Origin of the sequence: Pseudoxanthomonas sp. LjRoot125, assembly GCF_964252705.1 — a bacterium.
Lineage (GTDB): Bacteria > Pseudomonadota > Gammaproteobacteria > Xanthomonadales > Xanthomonadaceae > Pseudoxanthomonas_A.
Map to the genome: position 1 here is coordinate 2,019,689 of NZ_CAXUOY020000001.1, position 12,131 is coordinate 2,031,819.

The following is a 12,131-nucleotide window of genomic DNA, read 5'->3' on the forward strand; positions in this document are numbered from 1 at the left end:
TTGGTGCGCCGTTGGGTGCATTGGATTGCCATATAAATCAATAGATTGGCAATCAAAGCTGATCCCTTTACATACTTGCGGCAGCGCGTCGGCTCGGTCCGGTCGCGGTGCCCGGAAGACACCGCCGCATGCGCCTTTCCACCATCAAGCTGTCCGGTTTCAAATCGTTCGTCGATCCCACCGTGCTCCACCTGCCGACCAACATGACCGGCGTGGTCGGGCCGAACGGGTGCGGCAAGTCGAACATCATCGACGCGGTGCGCTGGGTCATGGGCGAGAGCTCGGCCAGCCGCCTGCGCGGCGATTCGCTGACCGACGTGATCTTCTCCGGCAGCTCCGCGCGCAAGCCGGTCAGCCAGGCGACGGTGGAACTGATCTTCGACAATAGCGACCACGCCATCAGCGGCGAATTCGCGGCGTTCAACGAAATCTCGGTCAAGCGCCAGGTCAGCCGCGACGGCCAGAGCAATTACTACCTCAACGGCACCAAGTGCCGCCGCCGCGACATCACCGACCTGTTCCTCGGCACCGGCCTGGGCCCGCGCAGCTACTCGATCATCGAGCAGGGCATGATCAGCCAGATCATCGAGGCCCGCCCGGAAGACCTGCGCGTGTACCTGGAAGAAGCCGCCGGCATCTCCAAGTACAAGGAACGCCGCAAGGAGACCGAGACCCGCATCCGCCACACCCGCGAGAACCTGGACCGCCTCAACGACCTGCGCGAGGAAATCGGCAAGCAGCTCGAGCACCTCAAGCGCCAGGCCAAGCAGGCCGAGCAGTACAAGGCCCTGCAGGAAGAGCGCCGGGTGAAGGACGCCGAGTGGAAAGCGCTCGAGTACCGTGGCCTGGACGGCAAGTTGCAGGGCCTGCGCGAGAAGCTGGCCCAGGAAGAAACCAAGCTGCAGCAGCTCATCGCCGAACAGCGCGAAGCCGAGCGCCTGCTGGAAACCGACCGCGTGCGCCGCGAGGAAGCCGCCGACGGCCTCAACAAGGCGCAGGGCGAGGTCTACCAGGTCGGCAGCACGCTGGCCCGCGTCGAACAGCAGATCCAGCACCAGCGCGACCTCGCCGAGCGCCTGAAGAAGGCGCGCGACGAAGCCCACAACGCGCTGCAGGAACTCGGCCAGCACATCAGCGGTGACGAAACCCGCCTGAACGTGCTCCGCGATTCGGTCGCCGATGCCGAACCGCAGCTCGAGCAGCTGCGCGAAGAAGACCTCATGCGCCAGGACGCCCTGCGCGAGGCCGAGACGGCATTGGCCGACTGGCAGCAGCGCTGGGAAACCCACAGCCGCGAAACGGCCGAAGCCTCGCGCGCCGGCGACGTGGAACGCACCCGCGTCGATTACCTCGACCGTCAGGCCCTCGAAGCCGACCGGCGCCGCGAAGCGCTGGCGAGCGAGCGTACCGGGCTGGACCTCGACGCGCTGGCGAGCGCGTTCGAACAGCTGCAACTCCAGCACGACACCCAGAAAGAATCGCTGGAAACGCTGACCGAGCAGGTCGAGACGCGCAAGCAGGGTGCCGCCGACGTGCAGGAGCAGCAGCGCGGCACGCAGACCGAATTGTCCGACGTTCGCAAGCGCGCGCAGGAAGCCCGCGGCCGCCTGTCCTCGCTGGAGACGCTGCAGCACGCCGCGCTCGGCCAGGAGCAGGGCGCCGCGATGAGCTGGCTGCAGTCGCGCGGCCTGGACAGCGCGGCGCGCGTGGGCGAGAAGCTCACCGTCGAGCCGGGCTGGGAGAACGCTGTCGAAGGCGCGCTCGGTCAGCTGATCGAAGGCGTGCTGGTCGACGCACCGGAATCCTTGGTCGACGCCCTGGGAGAACTCGGCGAGGGCCGCATCGCGCTGGTGTCGGGCGAAGCGGGCGACGTCGCCTTCTCGCCGACTTCGCTGGCCGCGAAAGTGCAGGGCCCGGCCGCGATCCGTCGCCTGCTGGCCCGTCTGCATGTCGCCGACGACCTCGCCGAAGCGCGTCGCCTGCAGGCGCAGCTACCCGACGGCGATTCCGTCATCACCCGTAACGGCGAACGCCTGGGCAACGGCTGGGTGCGCGTGCTGCGCTCCGGCGCGGCCAAGCAGGGCGCGCTGCTGCGCGAGCGCGAGATCCAGTCGCTGCGCGGCGAGATCGAAACGCTGCAGGCCCGTGAAGCCGAACTCGAAGAGCGCCTGGCCAGCCTGCGCGACCAGTTGCTGGCCGCCGAGCAGCAGCGCGAAGACGCCCAGCGCACGCTGTACATCGCCCATCGCGGCGTGTCGGAACTGGCCGGCCAGCTGCAGAGCCAGCAGGGCCGCGTGGACGCCACCCGCACCCGCATCGAACGCATCGACGGCGAGATCGCCCAACTCGTCGAAACCCTCGACGCCAGTCGTGAGCAGGCCCGCGAAGCCCGTGCGAAGCTGGAAGATGCCGTCGGCCGCATGGGCGACCTCGAGTCCGCCCGCCAGGCGCTGGAAAGCGAGCGCCGCGAACGCGTGGACGCCCGTGACCAGGCCCGCGAAGCCGCGCGCACCTCGCGCGACACCGCGCATGCACTCGCACTGACGCTGGAATCGCAGCGCGCCCAGATCGTCTCGCTGAGCCAGGCCCTGGACCGCATGGGCGGCCAGCGCGGCCAGCTGGATTCACGCCTGGAAGAACTCACCCTGCAGTTGAACGAAGGCGATTCGCCGGTGCAGGAACTGGATGCCCAGCGCCAGGCCGCGCTGGAGCATCGCGTCACCGCCGACCGCCAACTGGCCGAAGCGCGCGCGCTGCTCGACGGCATCGACAACGAACTGCGCCAGTACGAACAGACCCGCCAGCAGCGCGATGAGCAGGCGTTGGCCCAGCGCGAGCGCATCTCGCAGCGCAAGCTCGACCAGCAGGCGCTCGCGCTGAAGGCCGAGCAGCTGTCCGATGCGGTCGTGGCCGGCGGCTTCGTGCTGGAAGACGTCGTCAACACGCTGCCGGAGGTCGCCGACATCCGCGAGTGGGAGCAGGCCGTCACCCAGATCGACGGCCGCATGCGCCGCCTGGAGCCGGTCAACCTGGCCGCCATCCACGAATACGGCGAAGCCAGCCAGCGCTCGGAGTACCTGGAAGCCCAGAACGCCGACCTGACCTCCGCACTGGACACGCTGGAAGAAGCCATCCGCAAGATCGACCGCGAGACCCGCGGCCGCTTCAAGGACACCTTCGACCGCGTCAACGCCGGCGTGCAACAGCTGTACCCGCGCCTGTTCGGCGGCGGCCACGCCTACCTGGAACTGACCGGCGAGGACCTGCTGGATACCGGCGTGGCGATCATGGCGCGCCCGCCGGGCAAGCGCGTGTCGAACATCTCGCTGCTGTCCGGCGGCGAGAAGGCGATGACCGCGGTGGCGCTGGTGTTCGCCATCTTCCAGCTCAACCCCGCGCCGTTCTGCCTGCTGGACGAGGTGGACGCGCCGCTGGACGAAGCCAACGTCGGCCGCTTCACCAACATGGTCAAGGAGATGAGCGAGAAGGTGCAGTTCCTGTTCGTGTCCCACAACAAGGCCACGATGGAAGCCGCACACCAGCTCAGTGGCGTTACCATGCGGGAACCCGGTGTCAGCCGCCTGGTGTCGGTGGACCTCGAAGAGGCCGCCCGCCTGGCCGGCGCCGCCTGACCCTGATCGATCCCAACCTGCCGGAGAATCCCCTGTGTCCGACATGGCCATGCTTCGTATCGGAATCCTCGTCGCCGGCGTCCTGCTGCTGGCGGCGATCTTCCTGTTCGGACGCCCCAAGAAGCCCAGCCAGGGCCGTCGCATCGAAACCACCGAGCGCGACACCGCGCGTGTAGAGCCCAGCATCGCCGGCGACGACACCAGCGAGCAGGTGCAGGACTACAGCGGCGAACGGGTCAGCCAACCGCAACTCGGCCTGGCCGGCGGCACGCCGGTCGCCGGCGTGGACAGCGACCTGGGCAAGCGCCCCAGCCAGGATTTCGACAAGATCGTCTCGCTCTACGTCGCGGCCAAGGCCGGCCACGTGCTGCGCGGCGAGGACATCGTGGTCGCGGCTGAGAAGACCGGCCTGACCTTCGGCCACATGAACGTGTTCCACCGCCTGGTGGAAGGCCACCCCGAACGCGGCCCGGTCTTCAGCATGGCCAACATCATGCAGCCGGGCAGTTTCGACATGGCCCACATCCGCGAACTGGAAACCCCGGCCATCGCCTTCTTTCTCACGCTGCCGGCGCCGATGACCGCACTGGAAGCGTGGGAAAAGCTGGTCCCCAACGTCGAACGCATGGCCGAACTGCTAGGCGGCGTGGTCCTCGACGACAGCCGCAATACCCTCGGCCGCCAGCGCATCCAGCACATCCGCGAAGAACTGCGCGCCTACGACCGCCAGCACGAAGCGCCGCCGCTGACGAAGGCGCCGCGGTGGTGAGTCGCGGTGCAATCTGGCTAGTTCTGTAGATCAACTGTAGTTGGGCGGCAGTCGAGGTCTAAAGGATGCTGGGATGAAAGCACTTCTCCTGAAGCTGGCTCTGCCGCTACTGGCGCTTGCTTCTGTAAGCATTTGGCTTAACTCGTACACATATACCGATGGGTTTCTTCTCAATTTAGCAACTGAGCTAATCGGAATTGTTATCACGGTTGCTTATGTCGACTGGGTACTTAAGGCGCACGAGAAGAAAGCCTGGATGGGTACATCGGTTCGAATTGCAGATCGGCTGCGCAACCTCTCAAACGCATCGGTCAGTGGCTTGCGTAGCTCCCTCGGCTTCGGAACTGAAGTTCTCAACCATGAGATTCTCCAATCTGGCGATTTGAAGAAAATTAATAGGGAGGTGATGCGCGTTGGCGTGCAAGTTCTTCAGCCGAGCATGCGCGCAAGGCTTGAGGTCTTGGACGGCAAAGGGTGGAAAACGCTAGCGGCGCATTTGCAAGGAACCTGGCAGGAAGCCGAGCGCTTACTTCAGTTCAGTCATCGACTGGAATCAGTAGATATAGAGCTATTGTTTGACCTCCAGCAAGAAGCCCAAAGCGCATTGACGTTCTGGCGTACTTTTCCAGACATCGCGGGAGTTCCCGATAAGGATTTGCCGCTGACAAGATCGAATACGCGTGAGCTGAAATCCGCATGGAATGACATGACCGCTAAAGCATTGACTAGGTTTGTCGATGTGGCCATGGCGATTTCGGATCGTTCGAATGCTCAAGCAGCGGACAGGCTTGGGTGAGCGAAGCGATGACCGCCCACCGCATCTTCACCACCGCCTTCGCCAGCGTGTACCCGCTCTACGTGCAGAAGGCCGAACGCAAGGGCCGGACGAAAGCCGAAGTCGACGAAGTCATCCGCTGGCTGACCGGCTACGACCAGGCCGGACTCGAGCAGCAGATCAAAGCCATGAAGGACGTTGAAACCTTCTTCGCCGAAGCCCCGCAACTCCATCCGCATGCCTCGCTCATCAAGGGCGTGGTCTGCGGCGTCCGCGTCGAGGACGTGGACGACCCGTTGATGCAGAAGATCCGCTACCTCGACAAGCTGGTGGACGAGTTGGCGAAGGGGAAGGCGATGGAGAAGATCCTGCGCTGATCACAATGGCTGGGTCTGAAGCGAAACGAACTCGAAACGGCAGGTCCCGGCGGCATCTTTTTCTTCGGCGGGTTACAGACCCGCAGCCATTTCCTCCACTCTCGCGGCGTCACGCGATGGCACCAGCCCGTTGAGTATCAAGTCCCTGAGGTCGGTGAATTGCCCGCACACACCCCCGGCCGAACAGTACGACGTCATGATGGCGCTGCTTGGTCCGCATGCCAGTCCTCTCCTACAAGCTGCTATTTGCCAGGCATACGTAGCGTATTCCGTACCGGATACATCGCCGAAGACGTTCTCTCTCCCACTTGCGCCAATGCCCATTGCATTGGAGATCGCGAGGTAGGCCTGTGGGTCGCGGGATTGCCTGACGTGCTGGGTGATCTGCCGGACATCTTCGTCCGGCGAGGCGTGGTCAACATCCAGGGAAAGCAGGGACGCTTTCGCAGCGAGGTGACCCGATCCCGCCGCGTCGGCTAACAGCGATAGCAGGTCGGCTTCCGACGGGATATCGGACGGCATGATGTTCCGGCAGCGATCGCTTACTCGGCTTCGGGCCTCCTTCAGCCGGGATGCTTGTCCCTGCGGAATGCCGTTCGCCAGGGCTTCCGTTTCCATGGAGAAGCGAGCCGGACTCCTCGCGTATCCCTTGCAGTATTCATGGGTTTGGAACATTGCCCATTGAGCTTCCGGATCCCCGTACTTTGCCCTCTGCAGGATGCTGTCGAGGAAACGCCTGAGGTCCGGCGCCGATTCGAAATCAGGCGTGGGGTCCTGTGCGCTCGTCGCGACAGAAGGGTGGCCGGCGGCGTGGATCGCGTCTTCCCGCATCATCTCAGGGGCGCTGGATCGTCGGCTGGCTGAAGCATGATCGGGTGTTCCGGCTCTACGCAGGGAGGAGAGCATGAGCATGGCGATGGCGGCGATCACAAGCCCGGAGACGGAGAGCAGCAGCGCTGTCTTTCGAGCGACCATGGGGATCTTTCTTGAGCAAGAACGGAACGCCAACATGCACGAGGGCTCGCCCGGCGTAAATTAACATTCCCTCGGAAGCGCTTGAGTTGCGCCCTGGAAGCGGCACCACGGTGCTGGCCTTGGTTGCGGCCGTGTCCTGCTGCACACTTCTCCCATGCCCCGCAACGTCCTCTTCATCTGCACCCAGAATCGCCTGCGCAGTCCGACGGCGGAGCAGGTGTTCGCCGACTGGCCGGGGATCGAGACGGCATCCGCCGGTCTGGGCCATGAAGCCGGCACGCCGGTCTCACCGGAGGTGCTGGCGTGGGCGGACCTGATCTTCGTGATGGAGAAAGCCCATCGCAATCGCCTCGCGAAGCGGTTCCGCGCGCACCTCAACGGCAAGCGCGTGATCTGCCTCGAGATCCCCGACGACTACGACTTCATGGATCCCGTGCTCATCCAACTGCTGAAGCAGAAGGTCACGCGGTTCCTGCCTGCCAACGCGGGGCTCGCATGAGCCGCCCCCTGCAGACCTGGACCGGCAGCTGCCACTGCGGGGCCATCCGCTTCGAGATCGACACCGACTTTCCCGAACTGACGCAGTGCGACTGCTCGATCTGCCGCAAGAAGAACGCGCTGATGGTGAAAGTGCACGAAAGCGCGTTCCGCCTGCTGGCCGGCGCCGAAGTGCTCGCCGACTACCAGTTCCACACGCACACCGCGCACCACCATTTCTGCAAGGTGTGCGGCATCTACCCGTTCCACCGCAAGCGCGTCACCCCGGACTACTACGGCATCAACGTCTACTGCCTGGACGGATTCGACCCCGCCGGCATCCCGGTGAGGATGACGGTGGGTGCGGGCATGCCGTGACCGCCGGCCCGACATTGGGTGGCGGGCTAGTCACATTGAGTTGGACATCGGGTTCCGAACCCCATCGACGACCCTCCGAGCTTCGCGCGCAAGGCCCAGAATGCCAACGATGGGGCACTGGAGCTCCATCGATGGCATTCCGAAAGCCATCGATCGCACGCAAAGGCCCATCGATCACATTCCGAGCTCCATCGATCGAGCTCCCCAGCCCCATCGATCACACGCCGAAAGCCATCGATGGCATGCACGAGCTCCATCGATCGCATTCGGAAACCCATCGATGGCATTCCGAGCCCCATCGATCGCACTCGGAGCTCCATCGATGGGGCTTCTGAGCTCCATCGTTGGGATTCCGAGCCTTGCGGACGGTCCGGCGGCTGAAGGCACCCAATGCGTCGGAGGGCAGGGACGGCCCTCGACCCGCCCGGCTTGCATCTCCCGTCACGGCCCGCGGCCTTAGAATTCACCCATGACGCCGCCGACCCCCGCTGCCCGCATCGCCGACCTCCGCCGCCAGCTGGAGGACGCCAACTATCGTTATCACGTGCTCGATGAGCCCAGCATCCCGGACGCCGAGTACGACCGCCTGCTGCGCGCGCTGGACGAACTGGAAGCCGCGCACCCCGAGCTGGTCACCGCCGATTCGCCCACCCAGCGCGTGGGCAATGCGCCGGCCGGCAAGTTCGCCGAGGTGCGCCACGCCATCCCGATGCTGTCGCTGGGCAACGCCTTCAGCGACGAAGAAGTGCAGGACTTCGTCCGCCGCATCGCCGACAAGCTCAAGCGCCCGGCGCTGCGCTTCTCGGCCGAACCCAAGCTCGACGGCCTGGCCATCAGCCTGCGCTACGAGAACGGCGCGTTCGTGCAGGGCGCGACGCGTGGCGACGGCGCCACCGGCGAGGACGTCACCCTCAACCTGCGCACCATCAAGGCCATCCCGCTGACGCTGCGCGGCACCGGCTGGCCCGCCGTGCTGGAAGTGCGCGGCGAGGTCTACATGCCGCGCGCGGACTTCGAGAAGTACAACGAGCACGCGCGCAAGCACGGCGGCAAGGTGCTGGCCAATCCGCGCAACGGCGCGGCCGGTTCGCTGCGCCAGCTCGACCCGCGCATCACTGCGCAGCGACCGCTGGCGTTCTTCGCCTACGGCACCGGCCTGGTCGAGGGCGGCGAACTGCCGGATTCGCATTCGGCCACGCTGAAGCAACTGCGCGGCTGGGGGTTCCCGGTCAGCAGCCTGAGCGACGTGGTGGAAGGCGTGGACGGCCTGCTCGGCTACTACCATCGCATCGGCGAAGCGCGCGACGGCCTGCCGTTCGACATCGACGGCGTGGTCTACAAGCTGGACGACGGGGAAGGCCAGCGCGAGATGGGCTTCGTCTCACGCGCGCCACGCTGGGCGATCGCGCACAAGTTCCCGGCGCAGGAACAGATGACGGTGCTGGAATCGATCGAGGTCAACGTCGGCCGCACCGGCGCGGTGACACCGTGGGCGCTGATGCAGCCCGTGCACGTCGGTGGCGTGACCGTCACCCGCGCCACCCTGCACAACGCCGACCAGGTCGCGCGCCTGGACGTGCGCAACGGCGACACGGTGATCGTGCGCCGTGCCGGCGACGTGATCCCGGAAGTGGTCGGCGTGGTGCCGGAACGCCGCCCCGCCGGCACCGTGCCGTGGCAGATGCCGACGCGCTGCCCGGTGTGCGGCTCGGAGATCGTCCGCGAGGAAGGCGAGGCCGTGTGGCGCTGCAGCGGTGAGCTGACCTGCCCGGCGCAGCGCAAGGAGTCGATCATCCATTTCGCCTCGCGCCGTGCGATGGACATCGAGGGCTTGGGCGAGCGCTTCGTCGAGGACCTCAGCGACCTCGACTTCGTGCAGAACGTGGCCGATCTCTACAAGCTGACCGTCGACGATCTGCTCGAGATGAAACGCCGCGTGGACGAGCGCGACGGCACCACCCCGCTCGCACTTACTAAGAGCGGGGTCAAGGCCGGCAAGGTAGCGACGAAGTGGGCCGAGAACCTGATCGAGGCCATCGACCGCAGCCGACAGACCACGCTGGAGCGCTTCCTGTTCGGGCTGGGCATCCAGCACGTGGGCGAGAGCACGGCCAAGGCGCTGGCGCTGTGGTTCGGCGACCTGCAACTGATCCGCCGGCTGCCGTGGCCGCTGTTCAAGCGGGTGCCTGACATCGGCGGCGAAGTGGCGCGGTCGCTGGGCCATTTCCTCGACCAGCCCGGCAATCAGCAGGCCATCGACGATCTGCTGGCGCGGGGTGTCGTCATCGGCGATACACATCCGCCGTCGGGCAAGCTGCGTGCGACGCTGGACCTGGCGACGCTACTGGTGGACCTGGAGATTCCCAAGGTCACCCGCGTGCGCGCCGAACAACTGGCCTCCGCGTTCCCGTCGGTGCAGGCGCTGCTCGATGCGCCGGTGCACAACTTCGTCACCGCCGGCCTGCCCAGCGATTCGGCCAACGCCTTCGCTGCCTGGCTGGAAGACGAGGCCAACGCGCAGTTGCTGTCGCGCACCGGGGCGGCGCTGGAGGCGCTGTTGCAGGTGACGCCGGAGGAGGTCGCCACCGTCACGGGTCCACTCGACGGCAAGACCGTCGTGCTCACCGGCGGGCTGGCGGCGATGAGTCGCGACGAAGCCGGCGAGAAGCTGGAAGCGCTCGGCGCCAAGGTCGCCGGCAGCGTGTCGAAGAAGACGCATCTGGTCGTGGCGGGCGAAGCCGCCGGCTCCAAGTTGGCAAAGGCGCAGGAGCTGGGCATCGAGGTCTGGGACGAGGCGCAGCTGCTGGCGTTCCTGGCGCAGCACGGGAGCGGCGCGTGAGCCGCTGGCGACCGGGGCCCGGCTGGAGCGAAGGCGTCGCCGGCCTCGACTGGGCACCGACAGGTTCGCGCGACGCGTTGCGCCTGCGGGCCTGGGTCAACCGGCTGGTGCGCGAGTTCTTCTTCGCGCGCGACGTGCTGGAGGTCGAGACGCCGATGATGTCGCGTGCGGGCAATACCGACGCCAACATCGCCTCGTTCGCGCTTGAGTTCTCGGGTCGCACCGACGGTGCGTCGCGCAGGCGCTGGTTGCGCACCTCGCCGGAGTTCCCGCTGAAGCGCTTGCTCGCCGCCGGCGTGGGCGACTGCTTCGAACTGGGGCGGGTTTTCCGCGATGGCGAGGCGGGCGGGCGGCACAACCCGGAGTTCACCATGCTCGAGTGGTACCGCGTGGGCTGGACGCTGGAACCGCTCATGGACGAGACGGTGGCGCTGGTGCAGGCGGCGTTGTCGATGATCGGCCGCGAAGCGACCGCGTCGCGCGTGAGCTTCCGCGATCTGTACCGGCAGCAGCTGGGCGTCGATCCGATGACGGCCGATCTGGATACCGTGCGCAACGCCGCGGCCGGCATCGCCATCGACGGCGAGGGCCTGACCCGCGACGACTGGCTGGACCTGCTGATGACGCACCGGCTGCAGCCGACCTTCGGTCGCGACGAGATCCGCGTGGTGCACGACTACCCGGCCAGCCAATGCGCGCTGGCCAAGGTGGTGGAGCGCGACGGCGTGCCGGTGGCGGAACGTTTCGAGCTTTACCTGGGCCCGCTGGAGCTGGCCAACGGCTACCACGAGCTTACCGATGGGGCGGAGCAGCGCCTGCGCTTCGAACGCGATGTGGCGACGCGTACTGCACGGGACGAGGATGCGCCCGCCCTCGACGAAGGCCTCCTCGCCGCGCTGGCGCATGGCATGCCGGCCTGTGCGGGCGTCGCGCTCGGCGTGGACCGGCTGCTGATGGCGATGCTCGATACGCCGCGCATCGCGGACGTGGTCGCCTTCGATTTCGCGCGCGCCTGAAAGCCAGCCAAACACGCCACGGTCGCGGCTTTGGCTGCAAACGATTACGTGGGCGCGCGTTCATGATCGCTGCGTAGATTGCGTTCCAACACCCACGAGGACGCACGCCATGGAACGCTCCCTGATCGCAACGCTGGTGCTGGGCACCGTCGCACTGTTCGGCGCCGTCGCGGCGAAAGCCGCACCGCAGTACGACGATCGCTATTACGGCGGCGGCCAGGTGGTGCGCTGCGATTCCAACGACAACCGCTACCGCGAATGCCGCCTGGATACGCGCGGTGGCGTGCAGATCGTGCGGCAGATTTCCAAGACGCGCTGCGAGGAAGGGCGCACCTGGGGCCGCACGCGGGATGGCGTGTGGGTCGACCGCGGCTGCCGCGCCGAATTCGCCAGCGGTCGCAATGGGGGCGGCTACGGTAGCGCCCAGCGCATCCGCTGCGAATCCAACGACGGCCGTTCGCGTACTTGCGCCATCAACGGCCGTGGCGACGTGCGGCTGGTCCGCCAGTTGTCCAAGGCGCGCTGCACCGAAGGTTACAGCTGGGGCCAGGATCGCAACGCGATCTGGGTGTCGCGTGGCTGCCGCGCCGAGTTCGAGGTGTACGGTCGCGGTAATGGCTGGAATGGCGGCGGCTGGAACAACGGCGGCTACGACAACGGGTATGGCTACGGCAACGGCCGGACGTTCCGCTGCGAATCCGAGAAGGGCCGCACCCGTACCTGCGGCGTGGACGGCCGCGGTCGCGTGCAGCTGGTCCGCCAGCTGTCCAATGCCGCCTGCATTGAAGGCCGCACCTGGGGCCAGGATGCCCGCGGCGTCTGGGTGACCGACGGCTGTCGGGCCGAGTTCCGCAGCTGGTGATGCCGCCGGTGTGAGGAGAGACGGGGAGGGG

General features: G+C 66.4%; 10 protein-coding genes. 9 read left to right on the plus strand and 1 reads right to left on the minus strand.

Translation table 11 applies throughout. The annotated features are described in order from the left end of the window. Positions 1–128 precede the first annotated feature (128 nt). From smc to ACSION_RS09350, 4 genes are all read left to right on the plus strand, one after another. Positions 129–3,632 carry a chromosome segregation protein SMC gene (gene smc / locus ACSION_RS09335; RefSeq protein WP_435305751.1) on the plus strand — a complete coding sequence of 1,168 codons (3,504 nt, stop codon included), beginning with the start codon at positions 129–131 and terminating at the stop codon, positions 3,630–3,632. A gap of 34 nt (positions 3,633–3,666) precedes the next feature. Continuing rightward, a complete protein-coding gene (gene zipA / locus ACSION_RS09340; RefSeq protein ID WP_435305752.1) occupies positions 3,667–4,401 on the plus strand; it encodes a cell division protein ZipA in 735 nt (244 codons plus the stop codon). Between the two features lie 73 nt (positions 4,402–4,474). Next, a complete protein-coding gene (locus ACSION_RS09345; protein WP_435305753.1) occupies positions 4,475–5,197 on the plus strand; it encodes a hypothetical protein in 723 nt (240 codons plus the stop codon). Between the two features lie 8 nt (positions 5,198–5,205). After that, the gene (locus ACSION_RS09350) at positions 5,206–5,553 is read left to right on the plus strand and encodes a DUF2200 domain-containing protein (RefSeq protein ID WP_435305754.1); all 348 of its coding nucleotides are present in this window, start codon (positions 5,206–5,208) and stop codon (positions 5,551–5,553) included. A gap of 72 nt (positions 5,554–5,625) precedes the next feature. Here ACSION_RS09350 and ACSION_RS09355 read toward each other — a convergent pair whose 3' ends face one another. Further along, entirely contained in the window at positions 5,626–6,528 is a 903-nt protein-coding gene (locus ACSION_RS09355; RefSeq protein ID WP_435305755.1) for a hypothetical protein, read from the minus strand. A 154-nt stretch (positions 6,529–6,682) separates the two neighbouring features. Here ACSION_RS09355 and ACSION_RS09360 point away from each other — a divergent pair, with 154 nt between their 5' ends. The 5 genes from ACSION_RS09360 (at position 6,683) to ACSION_RS09380 (ending at position 12,100) form a co-directional block, all read left to right on the plus strand. Next, positions 6,683–7,027 (plus strand): low molecular weight protein tyrosine phosphatase family protein, encoded by a 345-nt coding sequence (locus tag ACSION_RS09360; RefSeq protein ID WP_435305756.1) that lies wholly within the window; start codon positions 6,683–6,685, stop codon positions 7,025–7,027. Next, a complete protein-coding gene (locus ACSION_RS09365) occupies positions 7,024–7,383 on the plus strand; it encodes a GFA family protein (protein ID WP_435305757.1) in 360 nt (119 codons plus the stop codon). The genes ACSION_RS09360 and ACSION_RS09365 overlap by 4 nt, the downstream gene beginning before the upstream one ends. Positions 7,384–7,852: 469 nt before the next feature. Continuing rightward, entirely contained in the window at positions 7,853–10,222 is a 2,370-nt protein-coding gene (gene ligA / locus ACSION_RS09370) for an NAD-dependent DNA ligase LigA (RefSeq protein ID WP_435305758.1), read from the plus strand. Beyond that, a complete protein-coding gene (gene epmA, locus ACSION_RS09375; RefSeq protein WP_435305759.1) occupies positions 10,219–11,238 on the plus strand; it encodes an EF-P lysine aminoacylase EpmA in 1,020 nt (339 codons plus the stop codon). The genes ligA and epmA overlap by 4 nt, the downstream gene beginning before the upstream one ends. A gap of 109 nt (positions 11,239–11,347) precedes the next feature. Beyond that, entirely contained in the window at positions 11,348–12,100 is a 753-nt protein-coding gene (locus ACSION_RS09380) for a DUF3011 domain-containing protein (protein WP_435305760.1), read from the plus strand. Positions 12,101–12,131: the final 31 nt, after the last annotated feature.

Excerpts from the sequence above, each read along its gene's own strand:
- smc (WP_435305751.1), top strand. The coding sequence starts at position 129 with ATGCGCCTTTCCACCATCAAGCTGTCCGGTTTCAAATCGTTCGTCGAT.
- ACSION_RS09345 (WP_435305753.1), top strand. The coding sequence starts at position 4,475 with ATGAAAGCACTTCTCCTGAAGCTGGCTCTGCCGCTACTGGCGCTTGCT.
- ACSION_RS09350 (WP_435305754.1), top strand. The coding sequence starts at position 5,206 with ATGACCGCCCACCGCATCTTCACCACCGCCTTCGCCAGCGTGTACCCG.
- ACSION_RS09355 (WP_435305755.1), bottom strand. The coding sequence starts at position 6,528 with ATGGTCGCTCGAAAGACAGCGCTGCTGCTCTCCGTCTCCGGGCTTGTG.
- ACSION_RS09360 (WP_435305756.1), top strand. The coding sequence starts at position 6,683 with ATGCCCCGCAACGTCCTCTTCATCTGCACCCAGAATCGCCTGCGCAGT.
- ACSION_RS09365 (WP_435305757.1), top strand. The coding sequence starts at position 7,024 with ATGAGCCGCCCCCTGCAGACCTGGACCGGCAGCTGCCACTGCGGGGCC.
- ligA (WP_435305758.1), top strand. The coding sequence starts at position 7,853 with ATGACGCCGCCGACCCCCGCTGCCCGCATCGCCGACCTCCGCCGCCAG.
- ACSION_RS09380 (WP_435305760.1), top strand. The coding sequence starts at position 11,348 with ATGGAACGCTCCCTGATCGCAACGCTGGTGCTGGGCACCGTCGCACTG.